14 protein-coding genes and 1 pseudogene are annotated in these 15,868 nt (G+C 32.7%); 7 read left to right on the forward strand and 8 right to left on the reverse strand.

What is annotated here, in order from left to right; translation table 11 throughout:
- Positions 1–56 precede the first annotated feature (56 nt).
- Both AABD74_RS12995 and gcvT read right to left on the reverse strand, forming a co-directional pair.
- On the reverse strand, positions 57–2,087 hold the full coding sequence (locus AABD74_RS12995) for a S41 family peptidase (RefSeq protein ID WP_406843132.1): 2,031 nt from the start codon (positions 2,085–2,087) through the stop codon (positions 57–59).
- Positions 2,088–2,295: 208 nt separating this feature from the next.
- The gene (gene gcvT, locus AABD74_RS13000) at positions 2,296–3,378 is read right to left on the reverse strand and encodes a glycine cleavage system aminomethyltransferase GcvT (protein ID WP_232682461.1); all 1,083 of its coding nucleotides are present in this window, start codon (positions 3,376–3,378) and stop codon (positions 2,296–2,298) included.
- A gap of 374 nt (positions 3,379–3,752) precedes the next feature.
- Here gcvT and AABD74_RS13005 point away from each other — a divergent pair, with 374 nt between their 5' ends.
- From AABD74_RS13005 to AABD74_RS13015, 3 genes are all read left to right on the forward strand, one after another.
- The gene (locus AABD74_RS13005) at positions 3,753–4,601 is read left to right on the forward strand and encodes an NAD(P)H-hydrate dehydratase (RefSeq protein WP_406843133.1); all 849 of its coding nucleotides are present in this window, start codon (positions 3,753–3,755) and stop codon (positions 4,599–4,601) included.
- 345 nt (positions 4,602–4,946) lie between these two features.
- A complete protein-coding gene (locus tag AABD74_RS13010; RefSeq protein WP_406843134.1) occupies positions 4,947–5,729 on the forward strand; it encodes a HipA family kinase in 783 nt (260 codons plus the stop codon).
- Complete coding sequence (locus AABD74_RS13015) at positions 5,719–6,102, forward strand: DUF3037 domain-containing protein (protein WP_406843135.1); 384 nt, start codon at positions 5,719–5,721, stop codon at positions 6,100–6,102. Before AABD74_RS13010 ends, AABD74_RS13015 begins: the two co-directional genes overlap by 11 nt.
- A 218-nt stretch (positions 6,103–6,320) precedes the next feature.
- Here AABD74_RS13015 and AABD74_RS13020 read toward each other — a convergent pair whose 3' ends face one another.
- The gene (locus tag AABD74_RS13020; protein ID WP_232682465.1) at positions 6,321–7,436 is read right to left on the reverse strand and encodes a polysaccharide lyase family 1 protein; all 1,116 of its coding nucleotides are present in this window, start codon (positions 7,434–7,436) and stop codon (positions 6,321–6,323) included.
- A gap of 238 nt (positions 7,437–7,674) precedes the next feature.
- Between AABD74_RS13020 and AABD74_RS13025 the strand changes: the two genes are divergently transcribed.
- Positions 7,675–8,247 (forward strand): Crp/Fnr family transcriptional regulator, encoded by a 573-nt coding sequence (locus tag AABD74_RS13025; RefSeq protein WP_232682466.1) that lies wholly within the window; start codon positions 7,675–7,677, stop codon positions 8,245–8,247.
- A 302-nt stretch (positions 8,248–8,549) separates the two neighbouring features.
- Here the strand turns inward: AABD74_RS13025 and AABD74_RS13030 are convergent, their stop codons facing one another.
- The 4 genes from AABD74_RS13030 to AABD74_RS13045 all read right to left on the reverse strand — a co-directional run bounded on the left by AABD74_RS13030 (position 8,550) and on the right by AABD74_RS13045 (position 11,239).
- A complete protein-coding gene (locus AABD74_RS13030; RefSeq protein WP_406843136.1) occupies positions 8,550–9,098 on the reverse strand; it encodes a HutD family protein in 549 nt (182 codons plus the stop codon).
- Between the two features lie 119 nt (positions 9,099–9,217).
- The gene (locus AABD74_RS13035; protein ID WP_406843137.1) at positions 9,218–9,724 is read right to left on the reverse strand and encodes a GNAT family N-acetyltransferase; all 507 of its coding nucleotides are present in this window, start codon (positions 9,722–9,724) and stop codon (positions 9,218–9,220) included.
- A gap of 132 nt (positions 9,725–9,856) precedes the next feature.
- A complete protein-coding gene (locus tag AABD74_RS13040; protein WP_406843138.1) occupies positions 9,857–10,684 on the reverse strand; it encodes a hypothetical protein in 828 nt (275 codons plus the stop codon).
- 24 nt (positions 10,685–10,708) lie between these two features.
- Positions 10,709–11,239, reverse strand: coding sequence for a DinB family protein (locus AABD74_RS13045; protein WP_406843139.1), 531 nt, complete (start codon positions 11,237–11,239; stop codon positions 10,709–10,711).
- A gap of 541 nt (positions 11,240–11,780) precedes the next feature.
- Between AABD74_RS13045 and AABD74_RS13050 the strand changes: the two are divergent.
- The 3 genes and pseudogenes from AABD74_RS13050 to AABD74_RS13060 form a co-directional block, all read left to right on the forward strand.
- Positions 11,781–12,011 (forward strand): annotated as a pseudogene (locus AABD74_RS13050) (transcriptional regulator); the annotation flags it as partial.
- A gap of 525 nt (positions 12,012–12,536) precedes the next feature.
- Entirely contained in the window at positions 12,537–13,751 is a 1,215-nt protein-coding gene (locus AABD74_RS13055) for an AAA family ATPase (RefSeq protein ID WP_406843140.1), read from the forward strand.
- Positions 13,752–13,757: 6 nt separating this feature from the next.
- Positions 13,758–14,321, forward strand: a complete 564-nt coding sequence (locus AABD74_RS13060) for a hypothetical protein (protein WP_406843141.1) — start codon at positions 13,758–13,760, stop codon at positions 14,319–14,321.
- A 59-nt stretch (positions 14,322–14,380) separates the two neighbouring features.
- On the opposite strand, the gene thrC is transcribed toward AABD74_RS13060, so the two are convergent.
- Complete coding sequence (gene thrC, locus AABD74_RS13065) at positions 14,381–15,670, reverse strand: threonine synthase (protein ID WP_406843142.1); 1,290 nt, start codon at positions 15,668–15,670, stop codon at positions 14,381–14,383.
- Between the last annotated feature and the right edge of the window lie 198 nt (positions 15,671–15,868).

The raw sequence follows: 15,868 nt of genomic DNA on the forward strand, positions 1-15,868 counted from the left end.
CGATCATTGCGGTGAAACTTGAAACCTGAAACAAAAAAAACTTGAAACAAAAATCTTTATTTCGAAAAATTAAAGTCATTAATAATATTCACCGCTTCGTTGAGGTAAGGATTTGTTTTTAAATTATCCATTTGGTATTGATTAATCGTTTTATCGTTAGGATAAGCGCCTAATAAAAACTGATTTACAGAAGAATTGTAAACATCCAGCGGATTATTTTCGTCATTAAAAGTATTGATCTCTGTCCAAAGAGAATTTACGATTTTCTTTTGTTTAAAAACCGCATCCAAAGTCATCGGAATCTCTGCTTTTGGCGTATTTACCAATTGATCTATTTTTAGATTGATCTTTTTAATATCATTAAAATAAAAATTATCAGCCAATCTTAAAGAACTGTTTTTAGCCAGTTTATCAATTAAGCTGCGTTTTACGTAGGGTCTGTATTTTAAGAGCGATTCAATACTGTCGTTTTTCATAGCAGTGGGAAAATCACTTTCTTTTTGATAAACATCTTCATAAAACTCAGGTAAAATTACATCTGGTGTAACCCCAATATATTGATGACTTTTTCCGGTAACCCTATAGAATTTATTGATAGTAATTTTCAGGAAATCAGTATTTTTATTTTCGTCAAGCGAAAGAATCGTCTGCATAGTAGCTTTTCCAAGTGTATTGCTTCCTAACAAAAGCGCACGATTGTAATCCTGCATTATCGAAGAGAAAAATTCACTTGCAGAAGCCGTATTGCTGTTCACTAAAATCACAATTGGACCTCTGTAAATCATACCTTTATAAGGATCATTTATTACTGATTTTTCTTTACTGTGATCAATTACAATCGAAATTGGTCCATAATCAACAAACATTCCAGCCATTTTTATAGCTTCTTCCATCGAGCCGCCGCCATTGTCAATTAAGTCAATAACTAAACCTTTAATATTATCTCTTTCGAGTTTAATGACTTCACGGGCAACATCATCGGCACAGCCTTTTCGGCTGTTTCCATCTAAATCAGCATAGAAACTTGGAATTTTTATATAGCCAATTTTACTTTCTTTACCAATTATAAAACTGAAAACCGAATTTTCTTCATCTTTCATTACTTGTTTCTCAATGTGAACGTCAAAATTTTTGCCCGAGTTTCTTTTCAGCGTAAGCGTAAGACTTCTATTGGCTTCAGATAAAATCATTGTAGAAATAGATTCTAACGAAGCGCAGGAAACCTGAAGTGTTTCTTTATGATTTGAAACAGAAATGATCTGATCTCCCTTTTTAATCTGCCCTGTTTGATATGCCGGACCATTTGGGTCTATTTCGTGAACAATAATTTCATTTTTTTCATTAAGATTTACTGTCATTCCCAATGACAAATGTTCTTTTGATAATGAAGCTACAAAACTCGATTTAGAATCGTCGCTAAAATAAGCGGTATGTGGATCAAAATAAGTACAAAAAAAATTATAAAGGTTTTCGTCTTGTTTCGTTTTAGTTTCTAAAAGTGTGTTGATACGACAAATTTCATTCGACAGAATTAATTTTCTGGATTTTGTTTCAATAGAAGTGAAATTGGTTTTAATAGAATCCAGATTACTACTGGTTTCAGCGATATCATCCAGAATTTGATAGCGCAGTTTTTTACGCCATACTTTCTCTAAATCTTCTTTCTTTAAATAAAAAGGAAAGGATTTTTTGTAGAATCTAATAGTATCTTTCTTTGTGTAATCAAATGCAGTCGACTGGATTTTTTCAAGTACTTCTTTGGTTCTAATTAATCCGTTTATATATCTCGCAGTAATATCAGTCAAAAAACTGCAGTCATTTTGAAGAATCAAATCATCTAAATTATAACGATATTTTGCCGACATTTCATCGTATTCGCTTTTAAAGAAAATGTTTCTTGAAGGATCCAATTCATTGATTAAATTATCAAAAACAAAAACTGATAAACTGTCATCAACAGGTTTTGGACGTAAATGTTCTGTTTGAATAACAGCATTTATTTTGTTGAGAATTTCGCATGTCTCGGCGCTATTTTGACTAAATAGGAAAGTGGTAAACAGAAAAAATAACGACAAAAATTTGTTCATAGGTGAAATGTCAACATTTATATTAAAGTTACGCTAATTTTTTGAAAAAGATTTATATTTTTTCTAAATAATCTTACATATAAATTACAAAGAAGATGCCGCGGATTAAAAGATTTGAAGGATTAATCCGTACAATCATTTTAATCTGCGGCAAAAAAAAATGCATTACCAATTATAGTAATGCATTTCACAATATTTATATTTTTAATTATTTCTTGTAAAAAGGCAATTTTACCACTTTAGCAGGAACATCATTTTTTCTGATTCTGATAAAAATATCACTATCAACAGTGCTGTTAGGAACAGTAACATATCCTAAACCAATTCCTTTATTCATAGATGGAGACATTGTTCCAGAAGTTACAATTCCAATTACTGCCCCAGAACCATCTACAATTTCGTAATCATGTCTTGGCACCGCTCGTTCCTGCATTTCAAAAGCAATTAATTTTCTGGTAACACCAGCTTCCTTTTGTTTTTTAAGAGCCTCAGAGTTTGTAAAATCTTTAGTAAATTTAGTAATCCATCCTAAACCGGCTTCAAGTGGAGAAGTAGTATCATTAATATCATTTCCGTACAAACAGAAACCCATTTCAAGACGTAAAGTATCACGTGCAGCAAGACCAATTGGTTTAATGCCGAAAGCTGCACCAGCTTCAAAAACTTTGTTCCAAACTTGTTCTACTTCGCTGTTTTTGCAATAAATTTCAAATCCGCCAGAACCAGTATATCCTGTTGCAGAAATAATTACATGTTCAATTCCTGCAAAATCACCAACTTCAAAATGGTAATAAGGTATAGTAGATAAATCTATAGACGACAAAGCCTGCATAGCCTCAACAGCTTTTGGTCCCTGAATCGCCAACAACGAATAATCATCAGAAAGGTTTTTCATCTCAACACCCAAGTCATTGTGCGATGAAATCCAGTTCCAGTCTTTTTCAATATTTGAAGCATTTACAACAAGCAAATATTGTTCTTCTTTCATTTTATAAACAATCAAATCGTCTACAATTCCACCTTCATTATTTGGCAGACAAGAATATTGCGCTCTGCCAATAGTCAAAATTGAAGCATCGTTTGAAGTCACTTTTTGAATCAAAGTCAAAGCATTTGGCCCCGTTAGCAAAAATTCACCCATATGCGAAACGTCAAAAACGCCCACACTGTTACGAACCGTTTCATGTTCAGCATTTACACCTTCGTATGTAATAGGCATATTATAACCCGCAAAAGGCAGCATTTTCGCTCCCAAACTCTCATGTATGTGCGTAAGCGCAGTATTTTTCATTGTGTTGTTTTATAAAATTGAGTCGCAAATTTATTCAAAAAATATCAAATTTTAGCAGTCTAAATTATAAATTTCGCAACAATTAGGAGCTATTTCCTGCTATCCGCTATATCTTTTGCTTTTTAAAGAAAAAAGCAAAAGGATGCCGCTGCTATCAGGGCTAGGACTCAACGGTAACAATAAACATCTGCACTTTCGATTTTTTATGTAATTTTAGAGTATAAAGAAGCCAATTTAATTAAATGGTTTATATTTATAAAAATCATATTTTCCACATCCAGTCTGTGTTTGTTTTAACAAGTGAAACGCCTCTCTCGATAAAAAAAACTATCGACTATGTGTTTAAAAATAAAAGTACCAACAAAAGCTGTCAAATGAAATCTCCATATTTAATTACAAAAGAAGAAATAGTAAGAATTTATAAACCAGTAAACCCTCATACACATAAGGGAATTCAGGGCCATGCTGTGATTATCGCCGGAAGTTATGGAAAAATAGGGGCAGCCGTTCTAGCTTCAAAATCCTGTTTAAAATCTGGGTGTGGTCTCGTTACTACTTTTATACCAAAATGCGGTTATCAAATTCTTCAAATTTCAATTCCCGAAGTAATGACTGTTACTGATGAAAGCATAAATTTTATTACAAATATTCATCTGCCATTGATTCCACAAGCAGTTGGAATTGGACCGGGAATAGGGAAGGAACTCGGAACACAAAAAGCCTTATTTGAATTTTTAAGAGTTAACAAAGCGCCATTAGTTTTAGATGCCGATGCCTTAAATATTATTTCTGAAAATTTATCCTGGCTGGAATTAGTTCCCGAAGATACTATTCTGACACCACATTCAAAAGAATTAGAACGCTTGATTGGAAAATGGAATTCAGAATCTGAAAAATTTCAAAAAACAATCGCCTTTTCAGAAAAGTATAAAGTTATTGTAGTCATGAAAGGCGCACGAACATTCACTATAAACAGAAATTCTGTCTACGAAAATACAAGCGGAAACGCAGCTTTAGCAACAGCAGGAAGCGGCGACACTTTAACCGGAATCCTCACAAGTCTCCTGGCGCAAGGCTACGAACCCAAATACGCCTCAAAATTCGGAGTCTATCTTCATGGATTAACAGCAGATATTGCTTTGCGAAAAACTGGTTACGAATCTTTTATAGCCTCAGATATAATCAAGAATTTAGGGAAAGCATTTTTGAGTTTAGAAAAGTAATTTTAACGCAAAGCTCGCAAAGTTTTTTTTTCGCAAAGTTCGCAAACGCAAAGTGGTGCTCCTCATTTTTGTCATCCTGAGCGAAGTCGAAGGAACACAAAGGCTTTATTGTTAGAGCACAACATCCAGTTTGTCATCCTGAGGAACGAAGGATCGCACTAGAACTACACACAGTAACCACAAATTAAATCGCCAATCTTTGTCGAGCTTCTGGTGTGATCCTTCGTTCCTCAGGATGACAAAAATAGCGATGAATCTTTGCGAGCTTTAAAAAGCAAAGCAACTAGAAAAAAATTTAAAATCTACCCTCTACAATCTAAAATCAAAAATCGTAAGTTTGTATTTATGAAAAACAACTTCGATCTCAGAACGGTAAATGTCATGCGTTATATAACGCCGCTGCGCGAAGGCGGTTCTTTACCCGCTTTGGCAGAAGCCGATGACGATTTTAAATACGTATTAAAATTTAGAGGTGCCGGACACGGCGTAAAAGCCCTTATAGCCGAATTAGTTGGCGGACAAATAGCAAGAGCCTTAAAATTACAGCTTCCGGAATTAGTATTTGCTAATCTCGACGAAGCCTTTGGAAGAACAGAAGCCGATGAAGAAATTCAGGATTTACTGCAGGGAAGCCAGGGGTTAAATCTGGCACTTCATTTTTTGTCAGGTGCCATAACTTTTGATCCCGTTGTAACAACTGTCTATGCAAAATTAGCTTCGCAGATTGTTTGGCTGGATGCCTATATTACAAATGTTGACCGCACTTTCAAAAATACAAATATGCTGATCTGGCATAAAGAATTATGGTTAATTGATCACGGGGCATGTTTGTATTTTCATCATTCCTGGAACAATTGGGAACAGCATGCTAAAAGTCCGTTTGCATTGATAAAAGACCATGTTTTACTGCCGCAGGCTTCACTTTTAAAAGAAGTCGATGCCGAATTTAAAGAGATTTTAACGTTAGAAATTTTAGAAGAAATTGTAAATACAATTCCGCTGGAATGGCTGCAGTGGGAAGATGCAGATGAAACACCGGAAAACTTGCGAAACGTTTATTTACAGTTTTTAAAGACGAGATTAGATAATTCAGAAATATTTGTAAATCAGGCTCAAAATGCAAGATAATCACTTATACGAATATGCTGTGATTCGTGTTGTGCCAAGGGTAGAACGCGAAGAATTCCTGAATATCGGAATCATTTTGTTTTGCAAAAAAGCTAAATTTATAAAAGTGCTTTTTCATCTGGATCAAACCAGGATTCAAGCCCTTTCAAACGATTTTGATATCCAACAATTAGAATGCAATCTAACGTCACTGGAGAAAATCGCAAACGGAGCCAAAGACGGCGGCCCAATTGCCGAAATGGATATTCCGTCCCGTTTTCGCTGGTTAACCGCAATTAGAAGTTCGGCAATACAAACTTCAAGACCTCATCCGGGGATGTGTTTAGATTTAGAGAAAACGATTCAGAGATTGTTTGAAGAATTAATTCTTTAAAGAGGTTCAAAGGTTCAGAGGAGCAAAGGGACATAGGTTTTCTTATCTTAAAAAATAATCTCGCAAAGACACGAAGCCGCAAAGTATATAAAAAATAGTGAATTCAGCAATTAAATAAAAAACCATATAAGAACTATAAATTATAATTTAAGCTCAAAACTTAAATAACTTATATCACTTATATGGTTTAAAAAATAAAAACTAAACTAACTCATTTTTTAAAACGAACCGCAGGTATTACCGCCTAAAGTTGCTCCTGCATTAGCCGAAATATCTGCTTTAACAGCTGTTTTGCTAAGTTTTATAATAGAATATGGCGGGGTAAAAGCAGTACCGCTTCCGGCTTGATTTCCGGTTGTATTCGTGAAAACGTTATCAGCTGCGGTAACAGCAGTATAGCCGCTCATTAATTCAATAGGTGTTTTTACACCTTCAAAAACGTTGCTTTCTACACGAATATCAGCTTCAAAACCAGCGGCAACACATTTGTTGCTCACAGTACTGTTGTAGAAGTTATTAACCAAATGTACTTTTCCAAAACGAACTCTTGGCATTCTTTCTCTGCATCCGGGAGCCCACCAACATCTTGCAAAAGTAATTCTCAATTTTCCGCGATCTGCAGTAGCACCATCACTTGAACCAATTAAGTTTGAATATCTGTGATCGTCAGTTCCGCCAGAACCTCCAGCTTTTGGTGGTTTTAAGTACCCAAATTTGGTATACGAAACCGTGATGTAATCTGATTTGTTTTTGATGTCGAAGTTTCCGTCAACACCATCTCTAAATTCGCAGTGGTCTACCCATACATTTTGACAGTCGTCCAAAACTGCATTGTCCCACCCATCAGTATCGTAAGCTCCCGGACCTTCAAAAATAAGATTTCTGATGATCAGGTTTTTACATCTTTTGATACTGATAATACCAGAAGCATCTTTAGTCTGGTTAGTCGAAACCAGTTTTGCGCCGCTCGCACCATAAATTGTTTTACCGGTTTGATCCTGAAATGACAACCTTGTGGTAACTGTAATAGTTCCGGAAACTTTGATGACTTTTACTGAGCTGTTCTCGATAGCAGATTTTAATTGAGCATAAGTAGTAACAGTAGTTTCAGCCGAAGAGCCACCACCGGTTGTACTTCCGTTTTGAGAAGCCCATCCCGGAACTTCAGAGCAGTTCCCAATTTTTGCAGTTAAATTCGTCGAACCTGACTGAACTTCATTTGTTGTTTTGATACTTGCTTCTTCATTTGGGGAAGCAATTTCTTCAGTGTTACATGCCGTAAAACCGAAAGTCAATGTTAGTAAAAACATTGAAAGTGTTGATTGTAGTTTCATAATTAAGGTTTGGTTATTAATAAAGTTTAACAACACAAATCTGACTATAATTTGCAGGAAAAAAGTTGAACAAGTTCAAACTTTTGTAAAAATTTCTGTGAAATTCGTTTTTTTAACAGTTGTTAATTTACAAAAATGCATAAATAGTGTACTTTTACGTAATCGATTACATTTTCTAAACCCCTAATAGATAGTGAATTGAAAAAAACAAATTTATTTCCAACAAAAAACCACAAGCATGTACAACCTACTAAGAAAAAACATTGAGCGAAAGATCCCGCTCACTGATGAAGAATGGAATATTATTGTTTCAAAAGCTGAACTTATTAAACTCAAAAAGAATCAGTTTCTTCAAATTCAGGATTCGAACAACAGTTATGAAGGGTTTATTTTAAAAGGTTCATTTAAAACTTATATTTTAAATGAAAACGGAACAGAAAGTGTGATTTTCTTTTCTTTCGAAAATGAATGGATGTGTGACCTGGAAAGTTTTTATCATCAAAAGCCAACGACTTATAATATTAGGGCCATCGAAGACAGCGAAATTTTGGTTATAAATAAAACCCAAAAAGCGCAGTTATTTGCAGAAGTTCCCAAACTTATTCAGTTTCATGTTTTAATGATTGAGAGTGCTAATGTGGCTATCCAGCAAAGACTGTTAGATGTTTTGAATAAAACATCAAAACAGCGTTATTTAGATTTTAAAGATCGTTACCCGCAAAAAGTCCAGACCATAAACAATAAAAATCTTTCATCATATTTGGGCGTTTCGCACGAGTTTTTATCAAAGATTAAGAGAAGGGTTTCTTAATTTTAAAGGTTCAAAGGTACAGAGTAATAAAGGTTCAAAGGTTTTCTGTAGAGACGCACTGCAGTGCGTCTAACATAAGATTTTTAGCCACTCCCGATGGTTATCGGGATAAAAGGATTAAAATGATTTTTGTTTCACGCAGATTTTGCAGATTCAGGCAGATTTAATTTAATAAATGATCTTTTTAAATCTGCTTAAATCTGCAAAATCTGCGTGAAAAATCTTTGCGCTTCTGCGACTTTGCTAGATTCAAAAAAAACTTTGTACCGTTGTGCCATCGTGGCAAAACAACTTCGATTCTATTAAAAATCCAATAGCCCAAATAGGCATTCATTAGAAAAATGAAGCATTATGTTTTCCTTTTTTTGATTTTCAATGACTAATAAATCATAAGGTTCCAGATCGTATGTTTTTTCATTAATTTTAATAATTGTTGTATGTAAAGAAAATAAAATTATTATTTGAGCATTACAATTCTGATTACTATTTGTTATTTCCAGTTTATGATGGCTTATTTTTTCAGAAACCATCCAATTAAAATCCATACCATTTGTATAAGAAGTCACTTTATCATCTGAATTAAATTCCATGATTACATACTTCTCATATATTTTTCTTTCTTTGTTTACCTCAATATCCAAGCAGTTATCAAGCATAACTAAGTATCGGTAATAGCCCTTAAATTTGGTAAACTCAGAAGGCACTTTCTCTATTGCAGCACTGCTTATTCTAAATACAAAATCTCTATCAGTATAGTTTGCTGTTTTTGGATATATCATATATTCATATGTCAATCCGCCACTCCAAATAGAAGCTTTACTACTTTTTTTAGGTAAAAGCTGTATGTTCATTTATTGAATATTTTAATATGATTTCAAATTTCCAGATACATCTTAAATCCTGTTTAAATAAGCTTACATCACTTATAAAAAAAAACTTAGCGTCTTTGTGCCTTCGTGGCAAAAAAAACTTAAATCTTTTTCTCTAGAAATATAAACTCCAAAGGTTCTTCTGAAACTGTAATATGAATTTCGCTTTGAGGGAATGGTTCTCTTTCGCCCGTATCAACATAACCGTGACGTTTGTACCACGCAATAAGTTCTTCACGAACCGAAATAACCGTCATAATAATACCAGACAAACCAAGAGATTTAGCATGAATTTCGGCTTCAGCCAAAAGCTTTTTCCCGATTCCGCTATTTTGAAGTTCAGGCGAAACGGTCAGCATTCCTAAATACAATTGATGTCCTTTTTCAACCAATAAAACCGAACCAATAATTCTATCGTTCTCCGTAAATTTCAGAATCGTATTTTTTGGATCAAGGAAAATTTGGGTCATTTCCTGTTCGTCGGTTCTTTTTCCTTCTAGTAAATGGGCTTCGGTTGTCCAGCCTTTTTTAGAAGTTTCTCCTCTGTATGCTGAGTTTATTAAGGTTGTTAATGCAGGAATGTCTTGTAAAGTTGCTTTTGTAATCACGAGTAATATATTCTTGAGATTGATTTTTGAAAGATAAAAAAAGCTGCAAAATTGTAGTTGTAGCTTTTAGTTTATAATAAGTGGTTTTTAAAATAGATATTTTAAAAGGAAAGACAGACTTTTATTATTGTTTTATCTAAGTGAATATGCTGCTATGGTTTTTTTGAAAAGAGAAGGCACATAGACTATTTTTTTCTCATTGTCGAGTCCTATATCCGCTGAGTAATATTCCTCTTTTCTGGTATCCGAAAGAATTTCTTTTGAGCCATCTTTATTTACATAATAAACAATTCCAGTCCAGCAACTCACAATAAACTCATTGTCTGCTATCGGCTCAATACCATCTGTATTTTCATCCATGCCTTCTGCCAAAAGTTGTTTAGTCTTTTTATCATTTATTTTGTATAATGATCCATTGTCTAAAAAATACAAATTATTATCGATAAATTTTAGACCATTTGGCTTGTTTAGGTTTTCTAAATAAACAGTTGCAATATCATTTTCTAGTTTGAAAATCTTACCAACTTTTGGATCAGACACATAAACAATTCCTTTTTTATCAATAGTTACATCATTTAATATTTTGGCATCATCAACGGTTATTTTTTTTAGTATTTTTTGTTGTTTTATATCTATAATTACAATTTCTGTAAGGTCGGCTACAAATAACTTATTCTTGAATTTTGCCATGCCTTTTGGAGCATTTAAACCTTGTATCCAATTTAAATTAATGATTTTCCCGTCGGGAGCTAATTTTCCTATGCTTCCTTTTCCGTCACGTTCAGCCGGTGAGCCATCCATTAAAGAGGTGTATAAAATCTGATCTGTTTTGTCATATAATACCGATTCAGGAATTGGCAAAATACTATCAGTTATCCAGATTCTATTTAAAGAATGTTGAGCAATACTCGAAAAACTTATTATAAATAGCAATAAAATATAAAAAATATTTTTTTTCATTTTGATTGGTTTTAAATCTCTTTTCTACAAATAGTTTTCTTTGATAAAATTAAAATGATGAAGTTCGTGTCCTGCAATATGATAAGCCAATGCTCTGACAGTTGCATCATTTGCAGTTCCGGTACCATGTCCCATTCTGTCAAATGCTTCTTCGGGAAGTCCATTAAAAAGGGCAATAGTGGAATTTCTTACGGCTTCATATTCTTCAAAAATATTATCCAAATCCCGTTTATCTGCTTCAGAATAAATAGTATAAGAATCCTGGTCAAACCCAATTAAGTTTAGTTTTTCATTTCTTGCAAATCTCAATGCGCGATAAGAAAAAATTCTCTCGTCATCAATGATATGCACTAATATTTCTTTAATACTCCATTTACTTTCTTCATAACGATGCAATAATTTTTCTTCGGGTAAAGAATATATGAAGTCTTTTATCATCAAAAAATTATCTTTTAGATGTTTTAAAATCAAGCCATCATCAGATAATAGTTTCATATACATTTCGGCATATTCAGGGTATTCACCTTTTTTTGCTTTTGTAATTAATTTCATCATTAATTTATTTTTGATGTTTTATGGGGGGCAAAAAACAAAATACAAACAGGGATAAAAATAACTTATTTTATTTAGTTCAAACTTAATGATTTCACTTATAGAAATCTAATAATGAAATTTATTTTTATGAAAAAAGCTGCAAAATTTATAGTTACAGCATACGAAGTCGGGAGACTTCGCGCAGCGACTACGATTCTTGATAAAGAACACTTTGTGGAGCAGGAGGACTGTGTTTTATAAAAATTGAATTGCCTCCGGCTTTAGCTGGAGGGACAAAGTTAGAGTAGAAAATGGCTTTAGCCTGATCTTTTGTGTATTTTGGCTAAAGCCTTTTATTGTGCAAAACAAAACCCCCAGCTAAAGCTGGAGGCAATTGATTTTAATATTGTGCGCAAATATTGGTTTATTTAATTGTAAGTTTGATAAACAGTAGTTTATATTAATAATGAAAAGCGTATCTTATAAAAGCAGTATTTGTTTTTTACCGAAATTAATTTTCGTTTAAGAATTTTAAATATCTTTGAATTATGAGTACAGCAATAAGATTGCAAAAGCTCTTGGAGTTTCTGTTGAAGCAATTAAAAACTTTTCGGAAGAAGCGGTTTTAAATATTATTGGTAATACTTATCACGATAATGGTATTGTAAATGCAGGACTTAATTATAATTGCACTTTTAATCCTTTAGATAAAGTTGTTGAACTTTACGAACGTTTGGTGCAAGCTGAAAAAGATAAAGTTGAATATTTAGAGAAATTATTAAACGGGAAATAACCGTTTTTAGACATATATATTAATAAAAAGAGATCTTCAAGATTTTTTTTTATGCTTGTTTCTTATGCTGTGCGAAGTCTCCCGACTTCGTCCCCGTTCCAATTAACCACAAAGCAAATTACAATACATTGGAATGGAATATAGGAGCGGGTACGAAGTCGGGAGACTTCGCACAGCGATCGTAATACTTCGTAGAGCAGGGGATTTTTATAAGTATATCTTTTGTAATTATCTGTGCTTTAATTCTGTGCCATGCCATAGTGTATAATTTAAATTATAAGAAACTTTATTATTGAAAATCCGTTCCTATGTCAATTGCTGGCGCGAGCGTCCCGCTCGTGAACGTTCCCAAATGGTTTTTGAATTTCTTTGTGTTCACGAGCGGGACGCTCGCGCTAGCGGAGGCTGTATAGTTAGTTTAAAAAATAAATAATATAATTTTGTTATAACATTTAATTTTATGAATAAAATATTTAGCTATTAAATGTGTTGAATAGTATATATTTGTGGTAATTATTTAAAATTATGGTAAAAAAAGATACTGATAGTGATTCTTTATATTTAAGACAAGCGAATCTTTGTGGTTATAAATCAATAGTTAATGTTGATATTGAGTTCCAAAAAGGATTAAATATTATTATAGGAAAAAATGCAGCAGGAAAAACAAATTTTTTAAAATTTTTAAGTAAAAGTCTTTTGTTAGATTATAATGAGCTTAATAATTTTTCATCTAATTTGTTTTTTAAAAATGGAAAGGACGTTTCGATAAAAGTTTCAGGAAATACAGAATTTGATGAAATTTTTAATAATAAAACATTAAATTCTAAAGTAGATTCTATTTTAACTGTAAACGGAAAAAAGATTAAGGATAAGGGAGATAAAGAAGCAACTTTAAAAGAAAAGCTTATTGAAAACAATATAGTACTTGACAGTACCTTTTTATGTCATGGATTACCTTCTGATTATTTAATAGTTGATAAGCCTTTTTCTTTTAATGCGGAAAAGAAAAAACTTAGTAGTGATGTTTTTAATATTTTTAGGGGCAATAGTGGTAATCCTTATTTCTTAAAATGTCTTGCAATTGATATTGTTTTAGAAGCATATGATCTTGAGAGTTTTGAAATTGATAATATTCATGTAAAATTTAATAGTGTATTCAAAAGGATTGAGACTTTAAAAAATGTTTTAAAGTTGTATTCTCCTATTGAAGACATAAGGTTTAGTAAAAATTATAATATTTTTATCGAAGAAAATAAGGAAAGTTTTACTTTAAATAATTTGTTTTTAGAGTTTAAAATTGAAGGAAATTGGCTTCCTTTTTCTAATTTATCTGATGGAACGAAAAGATTATTTTATATAATTTCTGAGCTTTCAGGTTATGAATCAAAAAAAATACGACCTTCAAATAATGGAACATATTATCCTGAATGGGAAATAAGTAGAATTATATTGATTGAAGAACCTGAGTTAGGGATTCACCCTCATCAGTTTCATAAATTAATGGAATTTTTAAAGGAACAGGCAATTCAAAAACAAATTATAATTACAACACATTCTCCACAAGCCTTAGATGCTCTAGATGAAAATGAATTTAATAGAATAATAATTGCTTTTTCAACAAAATCTCAAGAAGGAACCAAATTAAGACATTTGACAGAAGAAGAGTTAATAAAAGCAAATGCATATATTAAGGAGGATTTCTTAAGTGATTATTGGCTTTATTCAGACTTAGAAAAATAGATTTTGATGAAGATAGGCCTAGTAGGGGAAGCTCCAAATGATACCCAGTCAATTAAGAATTTATTATCTAAAAAATATATTTTAGATGAGTTCGAATTTGTTTTTATGTTACAAAGAACTAATGGAGCAAATTTAGATAGTCAAAAAACTAAAAGATTTTTAAGGATAGAATATGAAGCTCAAAAGCCAGATATTGTAATATTTATTAGGGATTTGGATTCTATTTTACCTAACATGAAAAAGTTATATGAGAGAAAGGATTATTTTACTGGTTCAAACAGTGTAGTTGATAAAAAAGGAATTCCTTTGTTGCATATTTATGAGATTGAAGCTTTAATTTTAACTGATGTTGAAACTTTTAATAGTATTTACGATTCAAATTTAGATGAAGTAGAGGACGTTATGTTAATTTCCGAACCGAAAGAGTATTTAAAAAATGCTTCAAAAAAATATAATGAGTCTCATAATCCACAAATTTTTGATTTGTTAGATTTTGAAAAAACATTGACTTGTAAATACTTTGAGATATTTATAAAAAAATTAGATAAAGCAATAGCTGTGCATAGTTAGTTGTAAAAGTTTTTATAAAAAGCATCTGAGAGTTTCGTTCAGATGCTTTTTTTGTTAATTTATCCCAAGAAGATCTTCAACTCCTCATAACTCCCAATCTTCACACTAATTTTTTCCTTATCCAAAACACTCTCAATTTGAGTTGGAATCGGAAGTGTAATTCCTAAAGCAGGTTCAACAACATCTAAAAACTTAATAGGATGCGCCGTTTCTAAGAAAATACCAATCGCGTGAAGGTGTTTTTCAAGTTCTTTTTTCAAACCTAAATAGCCAACAGCACCGTGCGGTTCTGCGATATAACCGTCTGTGTTATAAATATTTTTTAGAGCAACTAGCGTTTCTTCATCAGTATAACTATAAGAAGAGAAATCTTTTTCAAAAACTTTTAAGTCATTATTGTATAATTCCTGAATTCTAATAAAGTTACTTGGGTTTCCAACGTCCATTGCGTTAGAGATTGTTGCTTTAGAAGGTTTTGGGTCGTATTTTCCGTTTTCTAAGAATCTTGGTACGGTGTCGTTTACGTTTGTAGACGCTACAAAATGCTCAATTGGCAAACCTAATTTTTTTGCCATAATTCCGGCGCAGATATTTCCGAAGTTTCCGCTTGGACAAGAGAAAACTAATGGTTTGTTTTGGTTTTTCAATGCTTTGTAAGCAAAGAAGAAATAGAACATTTGCGGTAACCAGCGCGCAATATTAATAGAGTTTGCAGAAGTCAGGTTTTTGTGCGCTAAAGTTTCATCTAAAAATGCTTTTTTCACCATATCCTGACAATCGTCAAAAACACCGTCAACTTCTAGTGCTTTAATGTTTTGTCCTAAAGTGGTCAATTGTTTTTCCTGAATATCGCTCACTTTTCCTGACGGATATAAAATGACAACATCAACGCCGTCAACGCCTAGAAATCCGCTTGCAACAGCTCCGCCCGTATCTCCGGAAGTCGCTACTAAAACGGTGTTTTTAGCGTCTTTTTTGTCTTTATTGAAATAACCCAAACAACGTGACATAAAACGTGCTCCAACGTCTTTAAATGCCATTGTTGGTCCGTGAAATAATTCTAACGAATAGATTCCGTTTTCAACTTTCACAACCGGAAAATCAAAAACTAAAGTTTCGGCAATGATTTCTTTTAATGTTGAAGCAGGGATTTCATCGCCAACGAATTGTTTTATCGCTTCATACGCAATTTCTTCATTACTTAAACTTCCGATTTTATCAAAAAATGACGGATCTAAAGGTGTGATATTTTCTGGAAAATATAATCCTTTGTCAGTTGCTAATCCTTGTATAACAGCTTCCTGAAAAGAAACTTTTGGGGCATTATGGTTTAAACTGTAGTATTTCATTATTTTAGATTTTTGATTTTAGATTTTAGATTTTTTGGAGAGTAAATTCCAATACTAAAATTCCAAATTCCAATAATTTATGTTTTCAATTATGTGTCGCTTTTGTCAGGCTGAGCGGAGTCGAAGCCCGCGCAACGTATAGACATAAAGTAAATTCTCAAAGTTTGTCATTTCGAGGAACGAGAAATCACACTCGAA

It is taken from the genome of Flavobacterium soyae, assembly GCF_045348165.1.
GTDB lineage: Bacteria > Bacteroidota > Bacteroidia > Flavobacteriales > Flavobacteriaceae > Flavobacterium > Flavobacterium soyae.

Bases quoted from the DNA above. Each gene is read 5' to 3' on its own strand.
- AABD74_RS13030 (WP_406843136.1), bottom strand. From the start codon at position 9,098: ATGAACATACAGCTTTTACCTAAAAAAAGTAGTAAAGCTTCTATTTGG.
- AABD74_RS13010 (WP_406843134.1), top strand. From the start codon at position 4,947: ATGAAAAACAACTTCGATCTCAGAACGGTAAATGTCATGCGTTATATA.
- AABD74_RS13015 (WP_406843135.1), top strand. From the start codon at position 5,719: ATGCAAGATAATCACTTATACGAATATGCTGTGATTCGTGTTGTGCCA.
- AABD74_RS13025 (WP_232682466.1), top strand. From the start codon at position 7,675: ATGTACAACCTACTAAGAAAAAACATTGAGCGAAAGATCCCGCTCACT.
- gcvT (WP_232682461.1), bottom strand. From the start codon at position 3,378: ATGAAAAATACTGCGCTTACGCACATACATGAGAGTTTGGGAGCGAAA.
- AABD74_RS13045 (WP_406843139.1), bottom strand. From the start codon at position 11,239: ATGATGAAATTAATTACAAAAGCAAAAAAAGGTGAATACCCTGAATAT.
- AABD74_RS13060 (WP_406843141.1), top strand. From the start codon at position 13,758: ATGAAGATAGGCCTAGTAGGGGAAGCTCCAAATGATACCCAGTCAATT.
- thrC (WP_406843142.1), bottom strand. From the start codon at position 15,670: ATGAAATACTACAGTTTAAACCATAATGCCCCAAAAGTTTCTTTTCAG.
- AABD74_RS13055 (WP_406843140.1), top strand. From the start codon at position 12,537: ATGGTAAAAAAAGATACTGATAGTGATTCTTTATATTTAAGACAAGCG.
- AABD74_RS13005 (WP_406843133.1), top strand. From the start codon at position 3,753: ATGAAATCTCCATATTTAATTACAAAAGAAGAAATAGTAAGAATTTAT.
- AABD74_RS12995 (WP_406843132.1), bottom strand. From the start codon at position 2,087: ATGAACAAATTTTTGTCGTTATTTTTTCTGTTTACCACTTTCCTATTT.
- AABD74_RS13020 (WP_232682465.1), bottom strand. From the start codon at position 7,436: ATGAAACTACAATCAACACTTTCAATGTTTTTACTAACATTGACTTTC.
- AABD74_RS13040 (WP_406843138.1), bottom strand. From the start codon at position 10,684: ATGAAAAAAAATATTTTTTATATTTTATTGCTATTTATAATAAGTTTT.